Annotated in this window: 19 protein-coding genes; 15 read left to right on the top strand and 4 right to left on the bottom strand. The window is 71.2% G+C overall.

Annotation, left to right across the window (positions count from 1 at the left end):
* Positions 1–94: 94 nt before the first annotated feature.
* Positions 95–2,293, bottom strand: coding sequence for a DEAD/DEAH box helicase (locus AC6JBM_RS42775; protein ID WP_497979474.1), 2,199 nt, complete (start codon positions 2,291–2,293; stop codon positions 95–97).
* A 152-nt stretch (positions 2,294–2,445) separates the two neighbouring features.
* Here AC6JBM_RS42775 and AC6JBM_RS42770 point away from each other — a divergent pair, with 152 nt between their 5' ends.
* The 6 genes from AC6JBM_RS42770 to topA all read left to right on the top strand — a co-directional run bounded on the left by AC6JBM_RS42770 (position 2,446) and on the right by topA (position 10,413).
* Positions 2,446–2,808, top strand: a complete 363-nt coding sequence (locus AC6JBM_RS42770) for an STAS domain-containing protein (RefSeq protein WP_350610194.1) — start codon at positions 2,446–2,448, stop codon at positions 2,806–2,808.
* Positions 2,809–2,812: 4 nt separating this feature from the next.
* The gene (locus AC6JBM_RS42765) at positions 2,813–3,289 is read left to right on the top strand and encodes an ATP-binding protein (RefSeq protein WP_350610193.1); all 477 of its coding nucleotides are present in this window, start codon (positions 2,813–2,815) and stop codon (positions 3,287–3,289) included.
* Between the two features lie 218 nt (positions 3,290–3,507).
* A complete protein-coding gene (locus tag AC6JBM_RS42760) occupies positions 3,508–5,886 on the top strand; it encodes a sodium-translocating pyrophosphatase (RefSeq protein ID WP_497979473.1) in 2,379 nt (792 codons plus the stop codon).
* A gap of 87 nt (positions 5,887–5,973) precedes the next feature.
* Positions 5,974–6,507 (top strand): hypothetical protein, encoded by a 534-nt coding sequence (locus AC6JBM_RS42755; protein WP_497979472.1) that lies wholly within the window; start codon positions 5,974–5,976, stop codon positions 6,505–6,507.
* Complete coding sequence (locus AC6JBM_RS42750) at positions 6,504–7,385, top strand: hypothetical protein (RefSeq protein ID WP_497979471.1); 882 nt, start codon at positions 6,504–6,506, stop codon at positions 7,383–7,385. The genes AC6JBM_RS42755 and AC6JBM_RS42750 overlap by 4 nt, the downstream gene beginning before the upstream one ends.
* Positions 7,386–7,638: 253 nt before the next feature.
* Positions 7,639–10,413, top strand: coding sequence for a type I DNA topoisomerase (gene topA / locus AC6JBM_RS42745; protein WP_497979470.1), 2,775 nt, complete (start codon positions 7,639–7,641; stop codon positions 10,411–10,413).
* On the opposite strand, the gene AC6JBM_RS42740 is transcribed toward topA, so the two are convergent.
* Entirely contained in the window at positions 10,410–11,702 is a 1,293-nt protein-coding gene (locus AC6JBM_RS42740) for a D-arabinono-1,4-lactone oxidase (RefSeq protein WP_497979469.1), read from the bottom strand. The genes topA and AC6JBM_RS42740 overlap by 4 nt on opposite strands.
* 332 nt (positions 11,703–12,034) lie before the next feature.
* Between AC6JBM_RS42740 and AC6JBM_RS42735 the strand changes: the two genes are divergently transcribed.
* From AC6JBM_RS42735 to nadC, 8 genes are all read left to right on the top strand, one after another.
* On the top strand, positions 12,035–12,583 hold the full coding sequence (locus AC6JBM_RS42735; protein WP_497986661.1) for a TetR/AcrR family transcriptional regulator: 549 nt from the start codon (positions 12,035–12,037) through the stop codon (positions 12,581–12,583).
* Between the two features lie 117 nt (positions 12,584–12,700).
* A complete protein-coding gene (locus tag AC6JBM_RS42730; RefSeq protein ID WP_497979468.1) occupies positions 12,701–13,600 on the top strand; it encodes a Rossmann-like and DUF2520 domain-containing protein in 900 nt (299 codons plus the stop codon).
* Positions 13,597–14,397: a pantoate--beta-alanine ligase gene (panC, locus tag AC6JBM_RS42725; RefSeq protein ID WP_497979467.1), complete on the top strand. Its 801-nt coding sequence runs from the start codon at positions 13,597–13,599 to the stop codon at positions 14,395–14,397. Before AC6JBM_RS42730 ends, panC begins: the two co-directional genes overlap by 4 nt.
* Positions 14,394–14,816, top strand: a complete 423-nt coding sequence (panD, locus tag AC6JBM_RS42720) for an aspartate 1-decarboxylase (protein WP_350610186.1) — start codon at positions 14,394–14,396, stop codon at positions 14,814–14,816. Before panC ends, panD begins: the two co-directional genes overlap by 4 nt.
* A gap of 88 nt (positions 14,817–14,904) precedes the next feature.
* A complete protein-coding gene (locus tag AC6JBM_RS42715) occupies positions 14,905–15,810 on the top strand; it encodes a septum formation family protein (RefSeq protein WP_497979466.1) in 906 nt (301 codons plus the stop codon).
* 172 nt (positions 15,811–15,982) lie between these two features.
* The gene (locus AC6JBM_RS42710; RefSeq protein WP_497979465.1) at positions 15,983–16,840 is read left to right on the top strand and encodes a septum formation family protein; all 858 of its coding nucleotides are present in this window, start codon (positions 15,983–15,985) and stop codon (positions 16,838–16,840) included.
* A 310-nt stretch (positions 16,841–17,150) separates the two neighbouring features.
* Positions 17,151–18,797, top strand: coding sequence for an L-aspartate oxidase (locus AC6JBM_RS42705; RefSeq protein ID WP_350610182.1), 1,647 nt, complete (start codon positions 17,151–17,153; stop codon positions 18,795–18,797).
* Positions 18,794–19,672: a carboxylating nicotinate-nucleotide diphosphorylase gene (nadC, locus tag AC6JBM_RS42700; protein WP_497979464.1), complete on the top strand. Its 879-nt coding sequence runs from the start codon at positions 18,794–18,796 to the stop codon at positions 19,670–19,672. The genes AC6JBM_RS42705 and nadC overlap by 4 nt, the downstream gene beginning before the upstream one ends.
* Here the strand turns inward: nadC and AC6JBM_RS42695 are convergent.
* Complete coding sequence (locus AC6JBM_RS42695; protein ID WP_497979463.1) at positions 19,669–21,747, bottom strand: hypothetical protein; 2,079 nt, start codon at positions 21,745–21,747, stop codon at positions 19,669–19,671. The two genes, nadC and AC6JBM_RS42695, sit on opposite strands and share 4 nt — an antisense overlap.
* A 44-nt stretch (positions 21,748–21,791) precedes the next feature.
* Between AC6JBM_RS42695 and AC6JBM_RS42690 the strand changes: the two genes are divergently transcribed.
* Entirely contained in the window at positions 21,792–22,553 is a 762-nt protein-coding gene (locus AC6JBM_RS42690) for a type III pantothenate kinase (RefSeq protein ID WP_350610179.1), read from the top strand.
* On the opposite strand, the gene AC6JBM_RS42685 is transcribed toward AC6JBM_RS42690, so the two are convergent.
* Positions 22,550–23,401: a class I SAM-dependent methyltransferase gene (locus AC6JBM_RS42685; protein ID WP_497979462.1), complete on the bottom strand. Its 852-nt coding sequence runs from the start codon at positions 23,399–23,401 to the stop codon at positions 22,550–22,552. The genes AC6JBM_RS42690 and AC6JBM_RS42685 overlap by 4 nt on opposite strands.
* Positions 23,402–23,492 lie beyond the last annotated feature (91 nt).

Below are 23,492 nucleotides of genomic sequence, written 5' to 3'. Positions count from 1 at the left end.
CGGTCCTCGCCTGACGCTGCGTCCCGTCAGGTGCGTTGCAGGACCAGAGCGTCGCGGGGCACCACGGCGGTGCGGAGTCGCTGCGTGGCGTCCGTCAGAGGTGTTGCAGGACCAGGGACAGGAGGCGCGCGGACTCGGGCTTGTTCAAGGGGTTGTTGCCGTTGCCGCACTTCGGCGACTGCACGCACGACGGGCAGCCGTGCTCGCAGCGGCATGCCCGGATTGCGTCGTGCGTTGCTCGTAGCCAGGTCGCGGCCGTCTCGAAGGCTCGTTCGGCGAAGCCGGCGCCGCCGGGGTGGCCGTCGTACACGAAGATCGTGGGCAGGCCGGTGTCCGCGTGGGCCGCGGTCGACAGGCCGCCGATGTCCCAACGATCGCACGTCGCGATCAGCGGCAGCAGGCCGATCGCCGCGTGCTCCGCGGCGTGCAGGGCGCCCGGCCACTCCACGTCGGGGATTCCGGCCTCGTCCAGGGCGTCGGGGTCGATGGTCCACCAGACGGCGACGGTACGCAGGATTCGCTCCGGCAGGTCGAGCTGGACGCTGTCGATCACCTCGCCCGACATGAGCTTGCGGCGCTGATAGCTCACCACCTGGTTGGTCACCTCGACCTCGCCCAGCGACAGGGTGATGGGCCCCGCGGTCCGGGTCGAGCGCACGGAGAGGATCACCATCGAGGTCACATCGCGCGGGTGAGTGCTCCAGTCCGGGTCCTCCGCGTGGACCAGGGCGCAGTTGTCCGCGAGGTCGAGCTTGTCGACCACGTAGGTGGCGCCGCGGTGGAGGTACACGGCGCCGTCGTGCACCTGCTGGTGGGCCGAGCCGGTGTCCACGGTGCCCAGCAGGCGGCCGGTCGCCGACTCGACCACGGCGATCGGGCCGCCGCCCGCGCCGCGGAGGTCGACGTCGGGGCGGTCGCGTTCGGTCCAGTACCAGCCGGCGGGGCGCTTGCGGAGCATGCCGGCGGCGACCAGCGCGTCCAGGAGGTCGCGGGTGGTCGGGCCGAAGAGCTCGACGTCGGCCTCGGTCAGGGGGATGTCGGCGGCGGCGCAGCAGAGCTGCGGGGCCAGGACGTGCGGGTTGGCCGGATCGAAGACCGTCGCCTCGACCGGGCGGCCGAAGAGGGCCTCCGGGTGATGGACGAGGTAGGTGTCCAGGGGATCGTCGCGGGCGATGAGAGTACAACTGGCGGCTCTTCCCGCTCTTCCGGCGCGACCGGCCTGCTGCCACAGCGACGCCATCGTGCCGGGGTAGCCGCACATGAGCACCGCGTCGAGGCCGGTCAGGTCGACGCCGAGCTCCAGGGCGTTCGTGGAGGCCAGGCCCAGGAGGCGCCCGTCCAGGAGGTCGCGTTCGAGGGCGCGGCGGTCCTCGCGGAGGTAGCCGGAGCGGTAGGCGGCGACCCGCGCGCCCAGGCCGGGGACGGCCAGGTCGAGGTTGTGCCGGGCCATGGTGGCGACGAGCTCGGCGCCCTTGCGGGAACGGACGAACGCCAGGGTGGGGGTGCCCCGGGCGACGGAGTCGGCCAGCAGCGAGGCCGTCTCGCTGAGTGACGAGCGGCGGGGGCCGTCGTCGGTCAGCAGCGGCGGCTCCCAGAGGCGGAAGGTGATCTCGCCGCGCGGGGAGGCGTCGTCGACGAAGGGCTCGCAGCGGACCCCGGTCAGGCGCAGCGCCGACGCGGCGGGATCGCCCGAGGTCGCCGAGGCCAGGACGAACACCGGAGCGCTGCGGTAGCGGGCCGCCACCCGGCGCAGGCGGCGCAGGACGTGCGCGACGTGGGAGCCGAAGACGCCGCGGTACGCGTGGCACTCGTCGACCACAACGTAGGCGAGCCCGCGCAGGAACCGCGACCAGGCCCCGTGGCCGGGCAGGATGCCGTGATGGAGCATATCGGGGTTGGTGAGGACCACCCGTGCGTGCTGGCGGACCCAGTCGCGCTCCTCGCGGGAGGTGTCGCCGTCGTACGTGGCCGGGTAGAGGCCGGGAACGCCGAGCTCGGTCAGCGAGCGGAGCTGGTCGGCGGCGAGGGCCTTGGTCGGGGCGACGTACAGCACCGTGGCCCGCGGATCGGTGAGCAGCCGGGCGAGCGCGGGCAGCTGGTAGGCCAGCGACTTGCCGGACCCGGTGCCGGTCGCGACCACCGTGTGGGTGCCCTCCCAGGCCGCGGTGGCCGCCTCCGCCTGGTGCCGCCAGGGCTCGAAGCCGAAGGCCGCACGCAGATCCGGCGGCACCCAGTCCGGCCACGGGACGACGGTGCCGGCGCGGCGCGGGAGCGTTTCGGTGTGGAGCAGCACGTCAGCACTCTAAAACACCTGTTCGAAAGGTGAATCACGGTACACGCCGGGCGGATATGGGAATGGGGGTGGAGCGTCGCCTGGCGGGGGCGTCGATGGTTAGATGCCCCTGGAGGGCTCGCACATTCTGGCCGCCAGAGGAGGAGGTCCGCATGGAGCTGTCGTTGTCGGCGTACGACTCCGGCGACCACAAGGTGCTCGAAGTCGGCGGTGAGGTGGACGTCTACACCGCCCCTCGCCTGCGCGAGAAGCTCGTCGAGCTCGTGGAGCAGGGCGCCCGGCACGTGGTGGTCGACCTGAGCCGAGTGGAGTTCCTCGACTCGACCGGGCTCGGCGTGCTCGTCGGCGCGCTCAAGCGGCTTCGCGCGGTCAACGGGTCGTTCGGGCTGGTCTGCGCGCACGAGCGGCTGCTGAAGATCTTCCGCATCACCGCCCTGGACCGCGTCTTCCAGCTGTACGACACCGTCGATGCCGCGATCGCCGCGAGCGGCGCGGGCACCGACTCCCCGGCGTAGGTCCATGCCGACGGTACGACTCTCCTTCTCTCCCGCGCCGGCGCACGTCCGGACCGCCCGGCTCGTCGGGGTGGCCGTCGCGCGCCGTGCCGGCGTGGCCGAGGAGCTGCTCGAGGAGGTTCGCCTGGCGATCGGCGAGGCGTGCTCCCGGGCCGTCGCGCTGCACCGCTCCCACGGCCTCGACGCCCTGGTCGACGTGGCGATGGCCGACGGCGACCGCTTCACCGTGCGGGTCGTGGACCGGGCGGCCAACGGCGCGATGGTGCACCGCACGCCGCAGGACGAGGCCGTCGTGCTGCTCTCCGATCCCGCCCTGCCGCTGACCACGCCGCCGGACCTGCTGGCGGAGGAGGCGGTCGCGGCCCGGATGGGCCTGGCCCTGCTGGCCGGCCTTGTGGACGACCTGAACGTGTCCGAATTATCCGAGGGTGTCGGCACCGAGGTCCGTATGTCCTGGCCACTGGAGCGGTCCAGCGACTGACGCGCGGTTGGCCGACGTGAGAAAATCGACAAAGAGCGATTATGCAAACACGCAAGTCGGTGTGACCACTGACACGTGATCCGGCTAGAGTACGGCGATCGTGTATGACGTCCCTGGTCATTGGGTACCTCGGGCGCTCAGCACGCTCCCCGCGGGGAGAATCGCCGCCGGCCTGACCGCTCGCGGCGCTGTCATGTGTCGGTACAGGAGGACAACGAATGTCCGTACAACTCGTCGCAGCCGGCGAGATTTCCCTATCCGGGAGCAATCTGACCTACATCGTCGTCGCGCTGGTCATCGCCCTCGTGGCGCTCGGCTTCGCCGCCGCGCTGGTCAAGGCGGTCCTGTCGACAGGTCGAGGCACCCCGAAGATGCAGGAGATTGCCGGGGCGGTGCAGGAGGGCGCCAGCGCGTACCTCGTGCGTCAGTTCCGGACCCTCGGCATCTTCGTCGTCATCGCGGTGGTGCTGCTGTTCCTGCTCCCGGTCAACGATGCCGGTGACAACGAGACGATGATCAAGATCGGCCGGTCGGCGTTCTTCGTCGTCGGCGCGGTCTTCTCGGCCTTCATCGGCGGCGCCGGCATGGCGCTGGCCACCCGCGCCAACCTGCGCGTCGCGGCGGCGGCCCGGGAGGACGGCGGCCGCGAGAAGGCGATGCAGATCGCGTTCCGCACCGGTGGTGTGGTCGGCTTCCTCACCGTGGGCCTGGGCCTCTTCGGCGCCGCCCTCGTGGTGCTGATCTTCAAGGACCGCGCGCCGATCGTGCTCGAGGGCTTCGGCTTCGGCGCGGCGCTGCTCGCGATGTTCATGCGGGTCGGCGGCGGCATCTTCACCAAGGCCGCGGACGTCGGCGCCGACCTGGTCGGCAAGGTCGAGCAGGGCATCCCCGAGGACGACCCGCGCAACGCGGCGACCATCGCCGACAACGTGGGTGACAATGTGGGTGACTGCGCCGGTATGGCGGCGGACCTCTTCGAGTCCTACGCCGTCACGCTGGTCGCGGCGCTGATCCTGGGCCGCGCCGCCTACGGCGAGCAGGGCCTGGTGTTCCCGCTGATCGTCTCGACCGTCGGCGTGATCATCGCGATCCTCGGCGTGGCGCTCACCCGCCTGCGCAAGTCCGACCGCAACGGGCTCGTCGCGATCAACCGGGCGTTCTACATCTCCGCCGTCGTCTCGGCGATCCTGGTCAGCGCGGCCGCGCTGTTCTACCTGCCCGCCAAGTGGAGCGGCCTGACCGGCAGCACCACCGCGCTCGACGCCCTCAAGAACGCCTCGGGTGACGACGCGCCGCCGTTCGGCCCGCACGTCACGGCCATCATCGCCGTCGTCATCGGCATCGCGCTCGCCGCGATCATCCAGGCCCTGACCGGGTACTTCACCGAGACCGAGCGCCGCCCGGTCAAGGACATCGGCAAGAGCGCGCTGACCGGCCCCGCCACGGTCGTGCTCGCGGGCGTGAGCGTCGGCTTCGAGTCGGCCGTCTACTCGGCCATCGTCATCGGCGCGGGCGTCTTCGGCGCCTTCCTGCTCGGTGGCGGCTCGATCACCCTCTCGCTGTTCGCCGTCGCCATGGCCGGCACCGGCCTGCTCACCACCGTCGGTGTCATCGTCGCCATGGACACCTTCGGCCCGATCAGCGACAACGCGCAGGGCATCGCCGAGATGTCCGGCGACATCGACGAGACCGGGGCCCGCACCCTGACCGAGCTCGACGCGGTGGGCAACACCACCAAGGCGATCACCAAGGGCATCGCGATCGCCACCGCCGTGCTGGCCGCGACCGCCCTCTTCGGCTCGTACACCGACACGATGAAGAACGCGCTCCTCACCGCCGGGGAGAAGGCCGACGACGCGGCCACCGCGATCCTGCTCAACGTGGCCAACCCGGGCAACCTGGTCGGCCTGCTCGTGGGCGCCGCGGTCGTGTTCCTGTTCTCCGGCCTCGCCATCAACGCCGTGGCCCGCTCCGCGGGTTCGGTCGTGTTCGAGGTCCGGCGGCAGTTCCGCGAGTTCCCGGGCATCATGGACGGCTCGCAGCGGCCGGAGTACGGCAAGGTCGTCGACATCTGCACCCGCGACGCGCAGCGTGAGCTGATCACGCCGGGTCTGCTCGCGGTCATGGCGCCCATCGCCGTCGGCTTCGGCCTCGGCGTCGGCCCGCTGGCGGCCTACCTCGCCGGCGCGATCGGCACGGGCACGCTCATGGCGGTCTTCCTGTCCAACTCCGGCGGCGCGTGGGACAACGCGAAGAAGCTGGTCGAGGACGGGGTCCACGGCGGCAAGGGCTCGCCGGCCCACGCCGCGACGGTCATCGGCGACACCGTCGGCGACCCGTTCAAGGACACCGCCGGCCCGGCCATCAACCCGCTGATCAAGGTGATGAACCTGGTCGCCCTGCTGATCGCCCCCGCCGTGGTCACCATGACCGTCGGCAACGGCAACCAGTTCGCCCGCTACGCCATCGCGATCGTCGCGGTGCTGGTCATCGCCGTCGCGGTGCTGGTCAGCAAGCGCAAGTCGGTGGCGGTCGACGCCGGCGACGGCAACGGCGCCGCCTCCACGGAGAGCACGTCGGAGAAGGTCACCGCGTAACGAAGCACCCGCACGACAACGCCCCGGCCGACACTCGGCCGGGGCGTTGTGTTTTCTCGAACAGACGATCGGATCTACGCTGCATCTATGCGAGCCGTCCGGGTCCTAGTCGCCGCCCTGACCCTGTGTCTGGCCGGGTCTCTAGCCGGGTGCGGCCAGGACGGCGTGGAACCGAAGCAGTGGGCGAAGCAGGTGTGTGTCGCGCTGACCCCGTGGCGGGCCGAGATCGCCGACCTGACCAGCAAGGCCCAGCAGCAGCTCCAGGCGGCCAAGACGCCGGCCCAGACCAAGACGAACATCGTGGACCTGCTCTCGGGGGCCGAGGCGTCCAGCGAGAAGGCCCGGGCCGGGGTCGACGGCGCCGGGGTGCCCCGGGTCGACGACGGCGCGCAGGTGGCCGAGCGGTTCACCGCGTCGCTGGCCAAGGCCCGCGACGCCTACGGCAACGCCAAGCGGACCGTGTCCGGGATCCCCACCGACAACGCGAAGACCTTCTACGGCGAGGTCGGCAAGGCGTTCACGACGCTCAAGGACGAATACGAGCGCAGCGCCATCGACCCGGCCCACGTCGGCCCGTCCGACCTGCAGAAGGCGTTCGACGAGGTGCCCGAGTGCCGATGACCCCCACCCGCGCCCGGCAGCTGTCGCTGTTCGGGGTCGAGGCGCGCCCGCCGGCGCCGCTCGACCTCGAGGGGCTGCTGGCCGGGGCCGGGCAGGTGGGCCGGATGGGCGGCACGGGGCGGGTCTCGATCGTGGTCGACGACGCCTGGCGCGGCGCGGTGCTGCGGGCCGAGCTGGAGCTGCGCGGGCTGACCGTGACCTGCGAGCCGACCGGCGAGGAGGACCGGTGGCAACTGCGGACGTCGTACTCCGCCCTGCTCGCCCCCCTCGCCGCCGTCTGGCTGGACGACAGTGGCGCGAAGGTGTCCCCGCCCACGCTGGCGCTGGACGGGCGCCGGCTGCGGCTGTGGGTGGCGGCGGCGGGCACCTACGACGGGCCGCGCTCCTATCTGCTGCGCCTCGCCCCGCGCCCGGTGACGCCGCCGGAGGTCCTCGAGATCGACGAGATCGTCTTCGAGCCGCTTGAGCTGGAGGAACCACCCCCTCAGGCGCCCCCGAGGCCGAAAAGCGAGGTTCCGAACGTCCGCAGGCGCAAGAGCGAGAGCAAAATCACATCCTTCGATCCCGGGCCGGACGAGTTCGCCGATGCCGAGGAGGTCTTCGACGCCGGCGAGTGGGTCGACGACCTGCCCGCGGTCGAGCTGGACCCCATCACGCCCGACGTCGAGCGCGAGCCGGCGGTCATCGACCGGCAGGTGGCCGACAACTGGATCGCCGTCGGCGACGCGCTCGTGGCGGTCGGGCTGCCCGCGGTGCTCGTCGGGGCCGACTCCGGCGACCCGGCGTACCGCATCGTGGGACCCAGGCGCATCAGCCGCCTCGCGGAGCTGGTGGGCGAGGTTCCGGCCGAGGCGCCCGCCGGCGTCTGGCCCGCCTAGTCGCAGCTCACCCCCCGTAGGATGATCGAGCCGCTCCGTATATGTGATTTCCCGCGAACGGCCCCGACAAAACGGCATAAACCAGGCACGTAGCGCGACACGTTGACAAGATCCGGCAGGTCGCGGTTGTGCATGGGTGTACCGTGGCGCCGATCGGCGTGTCGTAAGCCGACTGCCGGGACGCCCCATTGCGCAACTCGGCGCCAAAGCGAGCGTTACGTTTGACGTCTGTCCGTCCGCACCGGGGAGAACTGTGCCGAACTCCGCCAACACAAAGCGGCTGGTGATCGTGGAGTCGCCGGCGAAGGCCAAGACGATTTCGGGTTATCTCGGCCCGAATTACCTCGTCGAGGCGAGTTTCGGCCATGTCCGTGACCTGCCGGTGGGCAAGAAGGACATGCCCGACGCGCTCAAGAGCAAGCCCTGGGCGTACCTCGGCGTCGACATCGACAACGATTTCACCCCGGTCTATATCATCTCGGCCGACCGCCGGAAGCAGATTTCGCGGCTGAAGGACCTGCTGAAGCAGGCGAGCGAGGTCTACCTCGCCACAGATGAGGACCGCGAGGGCGAGGCCATCGCCTGGCACCTGCTCGAGACGCTCAAGCCCAAGGTGCCGGTCAAGCGGATGGTCTTCCACGAGATCACGCGCCCCGCCATCCAGGCCGCCGTCGCCAACCCGCGCGAGATCAACCGCTCGCTGGTCGACGCCCAGGAGGCGCGGCGCATCCTGGACCGCCTCTACGGCTACGACGTGTCCACCGTGCTGTGGAAGAAGGTCCAGCGGGGCCTGTCCGCCGGCCGTGTGCAGTCGGTGGCGACCCGGATCGTGGTCGAGCGGGAGCGGCAGCGGATGAAGTTCCGCTCGGCCGAGTACTGGGACATCATCGCCCGCCTGCTCCCCGAGAACGACACGCGCACGTTCAACGCGACGCTGATCGCGATCGACGGCGACCGCGTGGCGACCGGGCGCGACTTCGACCCGGAGACCGGCCGGGTCCGGCCGAACGCCGGGGTCATCCACCTCGACGAGACCGGCGCCCGCGGGCTGGCCGCCCGGCTGGAGGGCCAGCGGTTCACGGTCACCCGGGTCGAGGAGAAGCCTTACCGCCGCAAGCCGTATCCGCCGTTCATCACCTCGACGCTGCAGCAGGAGTCGGCCCGCAAGCTGCGGATCTCCTCGGCGCAGACCATGCGCATCGCGCAGCGGCTGTACGAGAACGGCTACATCACCTACATGCGTACCGACTCGGTGAACCTGTCCGAGGCGGCGATCGCGGCCGCGCGCCAGCAGATCCACGACCTCTACGGGGCGGCCGCGGTGCCGCCGCAGCCCCGGCGGTACACGGGCAAGGTCAAGAACGCCCAGGAGGCGCACGAGGCCATCCGCCCCGCGGGCGACAGCTTCCGCACGCCCGGCGACGTGGCCAAGGAGCTCAGCGCCGACGAGCTGAAGCTGTACGAGCTCATCTGGCAGCGCACGATCGCCTCGCAGATGAACGACGCGGTCGGGAACTCGACCTCGGTGCGCATCAACGCGGTCACCCCGGCCCAGGAGTCCGTCGACTTCGGCGCCACCGGCAAGACGATCACCGACCCCGGCTTCCTGCGGGCCTACGTCGAGTCCTCCGACGACGAGACCGCCGAGGCCGACGACGCCGAGCGCCGGCTGCCGGTGCTGGTCAAGGGCCAGCCGCTGACCGAGAAGGGGCTCACCCCGGCCGGCCACACCACCCAGCCGCCGCCCCGCTACACCGAGGCCTCGCTGGTCAAGGCGATGGAGGAGCTCGGCATCGGGCGCCCGTCGACCTACGCGTCGATCATGGAGACGATCAACAACCGCGGCTACGTGTTCAAGCGCGGCCAGGCGCTGATCCCGTCGTTCCTGGCCTTCGCGGTGATCGGGCTGCTCGAGCAGCACTTCCCGCGGCTGGTCGACTACGACTTCACCGCCTCGATGGAGAACGTGCTCGACGAGATCGCCAACGGCGACGAGAGCGCGGTGAACTTCCTGCACCCGTTCTACTTCGGCGGCGACACCGGCGACGAGGGCTCCGTGCCCCGCCAGGGCGGCCTGCAGCGGATGGTCACCGAGCGCCTCGGCGAGATCGACGCGCGCGGCATCAACTCCATCCCGCTGTTCCGGGACGAGGCCGGGCGCGACGTCGTGGTCCGGGTCGGCCGCTACGGCCCCTACCTGCAGCGCACGCTCCCCAACCCGCCCGAGGGCGAGGAGGGCGACCGTGCGCCGGTGCCCGACGGCATCGCGCCGGACGAGCTCACCCCCGAGAAGGTCGCCGAGCTCTTCGTCGGCGGCCAGGGCGGCGAGCGCAAGCTGGGCGAGCACCCGGACACCGGCGAGCTGATCGTGGTCAAGGCCGGCCGCTACGGGCCCTACGTGGCCAGCGGCGACAAGACCTCCTCGCTGCTGGGCAGCCAGAGCCCGGAGGAGCTGACCCTCGAGCAGGCCCTGCAGCTGCTCACCCTGCCGCGGGTGGTCGGCAAGGACGCCGAGGGCAACGAGATCACCGCTTCGCCGGGGCGCTACGGGCCGTACATCAAGCGCGGCACCGACACCCGCTCGCTGGCCGACGAGGCGCAGCTGTTCACCCTGACGGTCGAGGAGGCGCTGGAGCTGCTGGCCGCGCCGAAGACCCGCGGGCGCGCCGCCGCCAAGCCGCCCCTGCGCGAGATGGGCGCGGACCCGGCGACCGAGAAGCCGCTGGTCATCAAGGACGGGCGATTCGGCCCGTACGTCACCGACGGCGAGTTCAACGCCTCGCTGCGCCGCGGCCAGGCGGTCGACACGCTCACCCTGGACGAGGCGAGCGAGATGCTGGCCGAGAAGCGCGCGAAGGGCCCGGCGCCGAAGAAGGCCCGCCCGGCGGCGAAGAAGGCGGCTCCGGAGAAGAAGGCGACCAAGGCCGCGGCCGCCAAGAAGACCACGACCGCCGCGAAGAAGGCGACGCCCGCGAAGAAGGCGGCCCCGAAGAAGGCCACCTCGTCGCGCAAGAAGGCAGAGGACTAGGCGCCGAGGACCCGTTCCGTGTAGACGTTCGCGAACACACGGTTCGGGTCCAGCTTGTCGCGCATCGCGGTGAAGTCGGCGAAGCGCGGGTACGCCTGGGCCAGCGACTCGGCCGTGCGGAAGTTCATCTTGCCCCAGTGCGGGCGCCCGCCCAGCGGCGTCGTGACCTCCTCGAACCGGCGGAAGTACTCCTCGTAGGGCGCGCCGGCGTACTGGTGGATGGCGATGTACGCGTTGTCGCGCCCGTAGCCGTGCGACAGCCAGATGTCGTCGGCCGCCGTGAAGCGCACCTCGACCGGGAACTGGATCTTGTACGGCAGCCCGTCCACGATCTTCCGGAGCCCGTCGAAGGCCTCCCGCAGCGCCTCCCGGGGCAGCCCGTACTCCATCTCCACGAACCGGACCCGGCGCGGGGTGCAGAAGACCTCGTGGGAGGTCGCGGTGTACGTGCGGGCGGAGAGCGCCCGGGCGGAGATGCGGCTGACCGTCGGTACCGTCGAAGGAACCGCGCGACCGAGACGGCACGCGGCCCCGAAGACCGTGTTGGACAGGAAGTCGTCGTCCAGCCACCGGCGCCAGCCCGGCAGCGGGGTGTCCGCGGCCGGCACGACGTTGTTGCGCTTCATCTGCACGCGATCGGTGTAGGGGAACCAGTAGAACTCGAAGTGGTCGTTGCCCCCGACGTGCTCGTCCAGGCCCGACCAGACGTCGTCGAGGCTCGCCGGGCGCTCGTCGGCCCGCAGCGTGAACGTCGGCACGCAGCGCAGGGTCACCGAGGTGAGCACGCCGAGCGCGCCGATGTTGACCCGCGCCGCGGCGAACAGGTCCGGATTCTGCGTCGCCGAGCAGGACAGCTCCGTGCCGTCCGCGGTGACCAGGGTCAGCGCCTCGATGAACGTGGACAGGCAGCCGTACTTGGCCCCGGTGCCGTGCGTGCCCGTCGACAGCGCGCCGGAGATGGTCTGCGCGTCGATGTCGCCGAGGTTGGGCATCGCCAGCCCGTTGGCGGCCAGCGTGGCGTTCAGCGTGGAAAGCTTCATGCCCGCCTGGACCGTGACCAGGCTTTCGTCCACCCGGACGAGGGACGCCATCCGGTCCAGCTCCACCCGAATACCATCCGTCAGGGCCGTCGGGGTGAAGCTGTGGCCGCTGCCGACGGCCTTCACCGCCAGCCCCTCGGCGGCCGCCGCACGGAGGAGTTCTCCCAGCTCAGAGGCGCTGCCGGGGTGGGCGACCCGGGCGGGGGTCGCGGTCTGGTTGCCGGCCCAGTTGGTCCACGGAGAAGTCACGAAACCTGAGTACCCTTCATGTATGCCCCCCGTCAATCACAAGGGTGAAATGCCCTATCCGTCGATCGTGCCCGGTCGTTGACGTGAGTAGGTTTCAAAGGCGGGCAACTGGGCTATGGGCCAGGCCCGACGAGGTAGAGGGGGAAGACCGGGTGGCGACGCAGACAGTGAACCCTTTTCAACGTGGCGAGGGCGAGGCCACCCGGCCCCGGTTGGCGGACCGGGCCGATCCGGCCCGAGGCCAGGTTGAAAAGGGTTCATCGGCCGGCGCCGGGACGAAGCCGCTGCGTCGGGTGCCGGTGCAGGGGCGCAGCGTGGCGCGGGTCGGGCGGATGCTCGACGCCTGCGCCGAGCTCGTCGACGAGGTGGGCTACGACGGCCTCACCACGACGCTGCTGGCGGAGCGGGCGGGGGTGGCGATCGGCTCGGTCTACCAGTTCTTCCCGGACAAGCGCGCCATCGTCCAGGCGCTGACGCTGCGCAGCCTCGAGGGCTACCTGCAGCGCCTCGGCGCTCGGCTGTCCGAGGACGAGAGCATCTCGCACTGGTGGGACGCGGTGGACGCGGCCATCGACGAGTACATCGACATGCACCGCACCGTGCCGGGCTTCCGCACGCTGCACTTCGGCGACGTCGTGGACATCCACCTGCTCGACGACGAGCGGGACAACAACGACGTGATCGTCTCGCAGCTGTCCGGCCTGCTCATCGAGCGCTTCGGCATCCTCGACCCGCAGCGGCTGCAGTTCGTGCTGGCGATCGCGGTCGAGGCCGCGGACGCGCTGATCAAGCTCGCCTTCCGCAAGTCCACCGACGGCGACCCCGTCGTGCTGGGCGAGGCGAAGGCGCTGATCAAGGAGTACCTGCACCACCGGCTCTAGTGCATCACGGCGGGCGAGGCGGGCTGTTGAGAATCCCACAAACAACTGTCCGCTTTGCCCGCTGCGACGCATACTTCTGATCGACCGGTACCCACTTCCGAGGACTGGATCGATCGCATGCACAACGCTGCCACCAGCAGGAACATCGGCATCATCGGTGCCGGGCGAGTAGGTGCGGTGCTCGGCGCTCTCCTGGAGAGAGCCGGCCACACCGTTGTCGCCGCCGTGGCCGTCTCGGCCGCTTCCAAGGCCCGCGCCGCGGCACTGATACCGAACGCGCGCCTGCGGCCCGCCGACGAGGTGACCGCCGCCGCGGACCTCGTCATCCTGGCGGTCCCCGATGACGCCCTCGCCGCCCTGGTCGCCGGCCTCGCCGAGACCGGCGCGCTGCGCCCGGGCCAGATCGTCGCCCACACCTCCGGCGCCCACGGGCTGGCCGTGCTCGCCCCGGTCGCGGCGGCCGGCGCGTTCCCGCTCGCGCTGCACCCGGCCATGACCTTCACCGGCACCGCGGCCGACCTCGAGCGCCTCGCGGCCGGCATCTCCTTCGGCGTGACCGCCCCGGACGAGCTGCACGCGTTCGCGGAGGGGCTGGTCCGCGACCTGCACGGCATCGTCGAGTGGATCGACGAGGAGCGGCGGCCGCTGTACCACGCCGCGCTCGCCCACGGCGCCAACCACCTCGCCACGCTCGTCGCCGAGGCGATGGACCGGCTGCGTGACGCGGGCGTGCACCAGCCCGAGCGGGTGCTGGCCCCGCTGCTGGGCGCCGCCCTGGACAACACGCTCCGGCTCGGCGACGCCGCGATCACCGGGCCGGTCTCGCGCGGGGACGCCGGGACCGTTCGCAAGCACCTTCAAGCTCTCGATGCCGTGGATCCGGGTTCGGTACCGCCATATCTCGCGCTGGCCCGAAGGACCGCCGATCGCGTCATCGCCGCGGGCCGCCTGCGCCCGCAGGACGCCTCGCCCCTGCTCGACGTTCTGGCCACCGCACAGAAAGAGCGCATCGTATGAAGGTCGTTTCCGATCGCGCCTCGCTGCGTGCCGGTGCCCTCCCGGGCGACGTCGCCGTCGTGATGACCATGGGCGCGCTGCACGCGGGGCACGCGGCGCTCATCCGGCAGGCCCGCGCCGAGGCGAGGTCGGTGCTGCTCACGATCTTCGTGAACCCGCTGCAGTTCGGCCCCAACGAGGACTTCGACCGCTACCCGCGGACCATGGAGGCCGATCTCGAGCTGGCCCGCGCCGAGGGTGTCGACATGGTCTTCGCCCCGACGCGCGAGGAGTTGTACCCGCTGGGCGAGCCCGCGGTCCGCGTCGATCCCGGCCCGCTCGGCGATGTGCTCGAGGGCGCCAGCCGTCCGGGCTTCTTCCACGGGGTGCTCACCGTGGTCAACAAGCTCTTCCAGCTCACCCGGCCCGACCTGGCGTACTTCGGCGAGAAGGACTACCAGCAGGTCACGCTCATTCGCGCGATGGTCCGCGACTTCGACCTGCCGATCGAGGTCCGCGGGGTGCCGACCGTGCGCGAGGCCGACGGGCTGGCGTTGTCCAGCCGCAACCGGTACCTCGCCCCGGACGAGCGCGAGGCCGCGCTGGTCCTGCACCGGGCGCTGACCGCCACGGTGGCCGCGGGCTCGGTGGAGGCCGGGCTGGCGGAGTTCGCCGCGGTGCCCGAGGTCAAGCCCGACTACCTGGTGCTCACCGACCCGATGCTCGGGCCCGCGCCCGCGCACGGTCCCGCCCGCGCCCTGACCGCCGCCTGGGTCGGCGGCACCCGACTGATCGACAACCTGGGAGCCGAGCTGTGATCCGCACGATGCTCAAGTCCAAGATCCACCGCGCCACGGTCACACAGGCCGACCTGCACTATGTCGGATCCGTGACAGTCGACGAGGATCTGATGGACGCGGCGGACCTGCTCGCCGGCGAGCAGGTCGCGATCGTGGACGTCACGAACGGGGCTCGGCTGGAGACGTACGTCATCGCCGGACCGCGCGGCTCGGGCGTGATCGGCATCAACGGCGCCGCGGCGCACCTGGTGCATCCGGGCGATCTGGTCATCCTGATCTCCTACGCCCAGCTCGCCGACGCCGAGGCCCGTTCCTACCAGCCGCGGATCGTCCACGTCGACGCCGACAACCGCGTGATCGAGCTCGGCTCCGACCCCGCCGACGCCGTGCCCGGAATGGCCGGTTCTCCCGTCCGGGGCGACCTCGTCCGCTCTTAAGCGCCTTTATCGGCCCGTTGCCAAGTCCGTCTATGGTGGGGCGGACGGCCGTGGCATCTGCCGAGGCCCGGGGGAGGGACAGACGAGGATGGCGCGCAAGCTGATCGCGGCGCTGGTGCCGGTGATGGCCCTGGCCGTGCTGGCTGGCTGCGGCACGCCGGCCGGCACCGACAAGGATCTGACCGACGACTGGGCGATGCTTGCCACGCCCAAGATCCCGCCGCCGCCGGTCGGTGCGTGCTATTCGACGTCCGTCGACTACTTCGCCACCGCGACGACCACCCAGTTCTCCTTCAAGTCGGTGGACTCGTGCTCCTCGTCGCACGCGAGCGAGACCTTCTACGTCGGCGACCTCACCGGCGCGGCCGCGAGCGGCACGACCCCGCCGAAGGGCGAGGCGCTCAAGGACGGCTGGACCAAGTGCAACACCGAGGCCGAGAAGTTCCTCGGCGGCAGCTACTACGACGGCCGCCTCGAGCTGCTCGTGCTCGTCCCTTCCTCGACCCAGTGGGCGGCCGGCGCGCGTTACCTGCGCTGCGACCTCGCCGAGGTGGTCAGCGACGGCGACAAGCCGGTCAGCCGCTCGGGCAGCCTCAAGGGCGCGCTGAGCGGGGACAAGCCGCTCGCGCTCGGGTGTGCCATGGAGGTGTACGACACCGACGGCAAGACGTGGCTGGACTACACGCCGACGACTTGCACGGCGACGCACAACATGGAATACGTCGGCACCTACACATCGACCGACCGCCCGTTCCCGTCGAACTCCGACGAGCGCAAGACGGCGATGCGACCCGGCTGCGAGGCGCTCGGCGCCAAGTATCTCGGGATGACGGCGTCGCAGCTGACCAACCACCAGCAGGTCGGCATCGGCTTCTGGATGGTCGACGAGGAGAACTGGAACCGAGGCAACCGGTCGGCGCGGTGCTACGCGATGCTCTTTGACAAGAAGACCGTCACGAAGTCCATCAAGGGCATGGGCAGCGGGGCGATCTGACGCTTGCTTGCTTGGACGCCCCGGGCCGCTCTCCTTGTGCGGTCCGGGGCGTTCTTTGTTCGTGGGGATTGCGGCGGATAAGTCCGAACGCTCCGCATCCGGACTTATCCGAAATATCAGCATGTATCGCTGGGGTGGACAGTTACCGGTCAGTAACGCAGACTGCTTCCTCATGAAGCGGGTCGCCCTCATCGCCGTGGTCGTGGCGCTCATCGGTGGCGGGCTCTACTGGATGTACGAGCGCGGGCAGGGTCGCGACATCCCCAGCACGCCGCCGGCGGGCGCGCCCAAGGCCGGGACCTGCTACAAGGTCGACGCCGGCGGGGCCAAGGCGGCGCTGCCCTGGGCCGGCGACCCCGTCGACTGCGCGGGCCCGCACACCGTCGAGCTCTTCCACGTCGGCCAGGTCGGCAAGGACCTGCTGCACCGGCTCGACGACGCCAAGGGCGACGACGTGAAGGTGACCCAGGCCCTGCTGTACGCCCAGGCCCGCCGCGCCTGTCTGGTGGAGGGCCCGATCTTCCTCGGCGGCGGCTGGCACGAGGCCCGCCTGCAGATCGTGGCCGCGTGGATCAAGCCCGCGACCGACGGATTCTTCGGGTGCGGCCTGGCCGAGGTGACCGGCCCGGCCGGGGACCAGTTCGCGCCGCACTCCGGCACGCTCAAGGGCGCGCTGGCGCAGGATTCGCCCCTGGCCATCGCCTGCATCAATCAGCTCCGGTACGTCCAGTGCTCCGATCCCCACGACGGCGAGTACTCGGGCGTCTACACCATCACTCCGCCCGAGGCCCCGTTCGATGAGGCCGCCGTGCGGTCCGCCACGGCGAAGGGCTGCACCTCGGTGGGCCTGAGCTATCTCGGCCTCCCCGCCGACGGTGGCCGGGCGGACCTGACCGCGGGCTCCGTCGGCCCGAAGACGGCGAACGAGTGGCTCGGCAGCGACCAGGCGTTCACCTGCTACCTGATGAGCGCGAAGCCCTTGAAGTCGTCGGTCCACAACCTCGGCGCCGCCCCGCTCCCACTGGCCTGAGCTCCGCCGACTCGGACTTATACGAAAAATCCGATATGTCGCGGCGCGAAGCGCCCGACATATCGGCCGGGCCGGCTTCGAGTGCGGCGTCGGCCGGGCCGGCTTCGAGTGCGGCGTCGGCCGGGCCGGCTTCGAGTGCGGCGTCGGCCGCGAGGGGCAAGCGGGCGCAATGCCTCGAGCGCGGAAAGCGGGCGACCGCGCAAGAGCGTGAAACGATTGTGGACGAGTGCGAAAACCGACGAACGGACCGTTACGGGAGGGCGACGAGCATCACCACCCGTCGTACGGGTGAGTGATGTTGACTGTAGTGATGACAGCAGGCATGAACGGGCCGATCGCCCCGCGCCGGCTTGCCGGGCCACCGCCCGGCTGGGCGGAGCCGACCGACGTCGTCGTCATCGGGTCCGGCGTCGCGGGCCTGACCGCCGCGCTGCACCTGCGCGAGGCCGGGCTCCACGTCACCGTCGTAACCAAGGTCAACATCGATGACGGGTCGACGCGGTGGGCGCAGGGCGGGATCGCCGCGGTGCTCGATCCGCTCGACACGCCCGAGGCGCACGCGCAGGACACGCTCGTGGCCGGGGTCGGGCTGTGCGACGCGGCCGCCGTCGACGTGCTGGTGCGCGAGGGGCCGACGCGGGTCCGGGAGCTGATCCGCTGGGGCGCCGAGTTCGACCGGAACAACGACGGCTCGCTCATGCTCACCCGCGAGGGCGGGCACCACGCCAACCGGATCATCCACGCCGGCGGGGACGCCACCGGGGCCGAGGTGCAGCGGGCGCTGCACGCGGCGGTACACCGTGATCCCTGGATTCGCCTCATCGAGCACGCGCTGGTGCTCGACCTGCTCACCGACGCCAAGGGACGGGCCTGCGGCGTGACGCTGCACGTGCTCGGCGAGGGCGCCGAGGACGGCGTCGGCGCCGTCCACGCCCGCGCGGTCGTGCTCGCCACCGGCGGCATGGGGCAGATCTTCGCCGCGACCACCAACCCGATCGTCTCCACCGGCGACGGCGTCGCGCTCGCGCTGCGGGCCGGGGCGCGGGTCACCGACCTGGAGTTCGTGCAGTTCCACCCGACCGCGCTGGCGCTGGGCAACCACGACTCGCAGCAGCCGCTCGTGAGCGAGGCGCTGCGGGGCGAGGGCGCCTACCTGCGCGACGGCGACGGCAACCGGTTCATGGTCGGCAAGCACGAGCTCGCCGAGCTGGCCCCGCGTGACGTGGTCGCCAAGGGCATCTACCGGGTCATGCGGGCCGAGGGCACGAGCAACGTCTGGCTCGACGCCCGCCACCTCGGCCGCGAGTTCCTCGAGGCGCGCTTCCCGACCATCGTCGCCTCCTGCCGCGCCGCCGGCGTCGACCCCGCCGCCGACCTGATCCCCGTCTCGCCCGCCGCCCACTACGCCTCCGGCGGCGTGCGCACCGACCTGCACGGCCGCACCTCGATCCCCGGCCTGTACGCGTGCGGCGAGGTCGCCTGCACCGGCGTCCACGGCGCCAACCGCCTGGCGTCCAACTCGCTGCTGGAGGGGCTGGTCTTCTCCCGCCGCATCGCCGAGGACATCGCCCGCGACCTGCCGCCGCAGGCCGAGCCGATCGCCGTGGACCTGCCCGCCTGGTCGGCCGACCCCGCCATCCGCCCGCAGCTGCAGGCCGCCATGTCCGCCCACGCCTCGGTGCTGCGCAGCGCCGACTCGCTGGAGCACGCCGCGCAGGCGCTCACCAAGCTCTCGCTCGACCGAGACCCGAACGCCACCGCGAACATGGCCGCCTGGGAGGCCACCAACCTGCTCACCGTCGCCAGTGCCCTGGTCGCGGCCGCAACGCAGCGGCAGGAAACCCGGGGCTGCCACTGGCGCGAGGACTTTCCCGACGCCAGCGACGTGTTCCGGGGGCACTTCCTCGCCGCCCTCGACGACGCCGGCGCACTCACGGAGACCTGGGAGGACGCGTGAAGTTGCAGACCGAGGCCGAACTGCGCAAGGTCGGACTCGATCCCGTGGCGGTCGAGGAGATCGTCCAGCGCACCCTGACCGAGGACCTCGGGCCGGACCGGCTGGACGTCACCAGCGTGGCCACGATCCCCGATGACCAGACCGACGACGCCGACATCGTCGCCCGCGCGGACGGGGTCGTCGCCGGCCTCTGGGTCGCCGTCGCGGTCTTCGAGGCCGCCTCGGGCGGCATCACCGCCGAGGTCCGCAAGCGCGACGGCGACCGTGTCGTGCGCGGCGACGTCCTCGCCACGATCCACGGGCCGACCCGGGGCCTGCTCACCGCCGAGCGCTCGGCGCTCAACCTGCTCTGTCGGATGTCGGGCGTCGCCACCCACACCCGGCGCTGGGCGGACCTGCTGGAGGGCACCAAGGCGCTCGTGCTCGACACCCGCAAGACCACCCCGGGGCTGCGCATCCTCGAGAAGTACGCGGTGCGCGCGGGCGGCGGCACCAACAAGCGCATGGGCCTCTACGACGTCGCCATGATCAAGGACAACCACAAGCTGGCCGCGGGCGGGATCACGGCCGCGTACGAGCGCGTGCGCGCCACCTTCCCCGACGTCCCCGTGCAGGTCGAGGTGACCACCGTCGGCGAGGCGGTCGAGGCGGTCACCGCCGGCGCGAGCTTCCTGCTGCTGGACAACATGCGGCCGGAGACGCTGCGCGAGGTCGTGAGCGCCGTGGGCGGCCGCGCGGAGCTCGAGGCGACCGGGAACCTGACCCTGGCCACGGCGGCCGAGTACGCGGCCACGGGCGTCGACTATCTCTCCGTCGGCGGCCTGACCCACTCCTCGCCGATCCTCGACATCGCCATGGACCTGCGCCTGCACTAGCGGTTCGGAAAGACCGTCACCACATATTGGTCGATGCGGTTGTACTGCCAGCTCGCCGGCACAATCCGGTGGCAGCGCTCGGCGCTGCTCACGCAGATGACCGCATCGACCGATGTGACGTCCCCGGCCGGGTGTCCCGGCACCTCGGACTCGAGCTCGATCAGTTCCATGTCCCGCAGTTCGATTTGCAGGGGGTACTCCCAGAGGTCCCCCTCCAGCACCAGTCCCACCCGCTTCGCCCCGCTGGCCCGCACCTGGTCGATCGCCGTGCGGTAGCTCGCGGCCTGGTCCGGCATGCGCACGAAGCGCTCCTGCCAGTCGTCGAGCGTGAACACCGAGGCGTGCCCGACGAGCCGGCGCGGCTGGCCGTAGTAGACCGCGACGAGCCCGTGCGCGGTCCCGGCGAGCATCGCCAGCACCACCAGCGTGCCGAGCGCCCGCCGGAGCGCGGCCCGCTCGATCGTGAAGGCCCGCTCGAGCGCGTACCCGGCCAGCGGGGCGGCCACCGCGAAGGCGGGCAGGATCAGGCGGTTGCCCCAGTCCTGCCACTTCACGACCGCCGCGGTGGCGAGCAGGGCGCCGAGCACGAGCAGCGCGTAGCCGCGGGTCCGGCGCCAGCAGAGGCCGGCCACGGTGCCGAGCAGCACGAGCGCGGACTGGACCGGATAGGGGGAGCGGTCCTCGTCGGGCTTCCAGCGGTCGCCGGGGAAGGTGCTGCGCCACTGGGTGATGCCGGGGTCGTTCGGGTCCACGCCCACCGCGTCGGCGATGCGCACCACCGAGCCGCCGATCGCCTCGTTGACCGCCGCGACCGGGGTCAGCAGCGTCGAGGCGCCGAGCCGCAGCCCGTTGACGAGGATCGCGGGCGGATCGTGGCGGGTGTTGGACAGCGCCTCGCGATAGCCCGGCGGCCCGAACGGCGATCCGAACGCGTCGTGCACCCGCAGCAGCGACGGTCCCGCGAGGGCGGCGGTGGCGAGGATGACGGAGCACAGGGCGTACGACACCTGCTTGAAGCTCTTCTGGCGCAACCGGCAGACGCCCCAGTAGGCGAGCACCGGCAGCAGCGCCATGGCGCCGGTGGACTTCGTCACCATGACCAGCCCCGCGGCCCCGGCCAGCCCGAGCACGTTCGGCCAGTCCACCGGGGCGCGACGAGTCATCGCCGGGATCTCACGCGCGTCGGCCGCGGGGGCTTGGTCGGCGGCGAGCGCGGCGGCCGCCTTGCGGGGGCCGAGCCCAAAGGTTCGGCGCGCGTCCAGGGCGAGGGTCGCGGCGCAGGCGACCCAGGCGGTCACCACCAGGTCGTTCTGGGTGCTCGTGGACTCCAGGGCGACCGCGGGCGCGGTGAGGAACACGGCCGCGGTCAGCCAGCGGCCGGCGCGGCCGGCGCCGAGCTGGCGGGCGCAGCGGGCCACGGCCAGGGCGCCGAGCAGCCCCGCGGCCCACTGCAGCAGGTTGTACTGCCCGTCGAAGCCGGTCAGCAGGCGCAGATGGAGCAGGAGCAGTTCGGCCCCCGGCACCAGGATGATCTGCTGGGTCTGCACGGTGGCGAAGTTGCCGAGGCTGCCGTCGGCGACCCAGTGCTCGATCTTGGCCAGGTGGTAGGAGTTCGAGTCGAAGTTGTTCGGCGAGCTCGCGAGGGCCAGCACGAGCTCGCTGGCCACCAGCAGTCCGACGGCGACCCGCAGCCCGGCCACGAGCCAGCGGCCGCGCTCTGAACCGCCCTCTGAACTGCTCTTTTCGGCGCCGGCCGCACCCGCGAACGGGCTTCTCGGCCACCACCGTGCCGGATTTTTTGTGATTTTCCGCGCTTTGTCGGGCAGGGAGCGCCACGCGAGCCACCCGGTGGCGAGGGCGGCGGCGAGCCAGGCGAGCACGAACGGTACCGGCGAAATCCAATGCACCAGCGAAAACAGCTCGGCGGTGAGCACCGCGCCGACGGCGACGGCGATCGCGGCGCGGATGATCATCAGGGCGCGGTCGGCCTCGGCCCGTGGACGCAGCGCGACCGCCGCGAACGCCAGCGTGAGCACCGGCAGCAGCGCGAGCAGCACGCGGGCGTTGGGGATCATTGGCACGCGATCGTAATTGAACGGTCGTTGGTTAGGCTTCCGGGGTGCTGCTGTGCATCGACATCGGAAACACCAACACGGTGCTCGCCACGTTCGAGGGTGAGAAGATCGTCCACTCCTGGCGGATCAAGACCGACTCGCGCGCCACCGCGGACGAGCTCGGGCTGCTCTACCGGGGCTTGCTGGCCACCGACGCGGTGTCCCTGACCGGCATCGCGGCGTGTTCGACCGTGCCCGCCGCACTGCGCTCGCTGCGCACGATGCTGCAGCGGTACTACGCGAACGTGCCCACCGTCATCGTCGAACCCGGGGTCCGGACCGGCGTCCAGCTGGCCATCGACAACCCGAAAGAGGTCGGCACCGACCGCGTGGCGAACACGCTGGCGGCCTACACGCTCTACGGCGGCCCCTCGATCGTGGTCGACTTCGGCACCTCGACCAACTTCGACGTGGTGTCGGCCCGGGGCGAGTTCCTGGGCGGCGTGCTCGCCCCGGGGATCGAGATCTCGGTCGACGCGCTGGCCGGGCGCGCGGCCCAGCTTCGCAAGGTCGAGCTGGTCAAGCCGCCGCGGGTGATCGGCAAGAACACCGTCGAGTGCCTGCAGTCCGGCGTCGTCTACGGGTTCGCGGGCCAGGTCGACGGGGTCGTGCGCGGGGTGACCGCGGAGCTCGGTGGCGATGTGAAGGCCGTGGTCGCGACCGGTGGCCTCGCCTCGATCGTGATCGGGGAGTGCCAGAGTGTGACGCATCACGAGCCGATGCTCACACTCATCGGGCTGCGCCTGATCTTCGAGCGAAACACCTAGAGCTTTTCCGCGCGGTACGTGTATGTGACGTACGGCAGCTCGAAGTGCTCGCCGGCCTCGAAGTTCGCCGCGGTGAGCTCGCGCACGCGCTGTTCCAGCACCGCCCGGGCGCCGGCGTCGGACACGAGGTAATACGAGCGGGACTTGATCAGGTCGACCAGCGACTCCGTCGTGTGCGTCGCGCTCCAGTGGAAGAGTTCGAGTTCGGCGGTACCGAACAATGGCCCGAACTGCTCGGGCGTCATCGTGCGCTCGTCGATCGCCGAGCGGGCGCGGTGGCCGTCGAAAACCTCGGACAGCTCGGCGACCCACGGCACCGATTCGTCGCGGACGTTCCAGATCGGGATGAACCAGCCGCCCGGCTTCAGCACCCGGGCGATCTCGGTGTGCGCGGGCTCACCGGCGAACCAGTGATAGGCCTGCCCGGCGGTGACCGCATCCTGGCTTCCCGCCTCGACCGGAATGGCGGTGGCGCTGCCCGCGCGCGCGTCGCCGTCGATCTGCCGCCGCATTTCGTCGTCGGGCTCGACCGCGATGACGCGGTGCCCGAGCTCGCGCAGCTGGCGGGTCAGAATGCCCGTGCCGGCGCCCAGGTCCACGATCTCGGCCGGCCGCGCGCCGAGCGCCCAGCGCAGGGCCTCGAGGGGATAGCGCGGGCGGATTCGGTCGTAGAGGTCGGCGGCCGCCCCGAACGAAGACGCGTGTTTGCTCAAGTCCACGTCGCCAACCGTACGCCGCCGGTCATTCTCCGGCTCGTCACACATAGCAATGCGCTCGACACGGATCTGTACGTTGCATATTGCTTGTGAGCTATTCCTGAACCGGTCGCCGGGTGGCTCACCCCGCACCCGACCTCGGACATCGCCCTCGCGAATCCGTCGCCCTTTGCGACAGGGAAACGAACCCTTTGGCCTTGGTGCAGCCGCGCAGTTTCGGCGT

It is taken from the genome of Dactylosporangium thailandense (genome assembly GCF_059739745.1).
This window is presented reverse-complemented; position numbering and strand designations above follow the sequence as displayed.

Coding starts and splice junctions, on each gene's coding strand:
- AC6JBM_RS42770 (WP_350610194.1), top strand. CDS start 2,446: ATGGAGCTGTCGTTGTCGGCGTACGACTCCGGCGACCACAAGGTGCTC.
- AC6JBM_RS42765 (WP_350610193.1), top strand. CDS start 2,813: ATGCCGACGGTACGACTCTCCTTCTCTCCCGCGCCGGCGCACGTCCGG.
- AC6JBM_RS42760 (WP_497979473.1), top strand. CDS start 3,508: ATGTCCGTACAACTCGTCGCAGCCGGCGAGATTTCCCTATCCGGGAGC.
- AC6JBM_RS42755 (WP_497979472.1), top strand. CDS start 5,974: ATGCGAGCCGTCCGGGTCCTAGTCGCCGCCCTGACCCTGTGTCTGGCC.
- AC6JBM_RS42750 (WP_497979471.1), top strand. CDS start 6,504: ATGACCCCCACCCGCGCCCGGCAGCTGTCGCTGTTCGGGGTCGAGGCG.
- AC6JBM_RS42735 (WP_497986661.1), top strand. CDS start 12,035: ATGCTCGACGCCTGCGCCGAGCTCGTCGACGAGGTGGGCTACGACGGC.
- AC6JBM_RS42730 (WP_497979468.1), top strand. CDS start 12,701: ATGCACAACGCTGCCACCAGCAGGAACATCGGCATCATCGGTGCCGGG.
- panC (WP_497979467.1), top strand. CDS start 13,597: ATGAAGGTCGTTTCCGATCGCGCCTCGCTGCGTGCCGGTGCCCTCCCG.
- AC6JBM_RS42715 (WP_497979466.1), top strand. CDS start 14,905: ATGGCGCGCAAGCTGATCGCGGCGCTGGTGCCGGTGATGGCCCTGGCC.
- AC6JBM_RS42710 (WP_497979465.1), top strand. CDS start 15,983: ATGAAGCGGGTCGCCCTCATCGCCGTGGTCGTGGCGCTCATCGGTGGC.
- AC6JBM_RS42705 (WP_350610182.1), top strand. CDS start 17,151: ATGACAGCAGGCATGAACGGGCCGATCGCCCCGCGCCGGCTTGCCGGG.
- AC6JBM_RS42695 (WP_497979463.1), bottom strand. CDS start 21,747: ATGATCCCCAACGCCCGCGTGCTGCTCGCGCTGCTGCCGGTGCTCACG.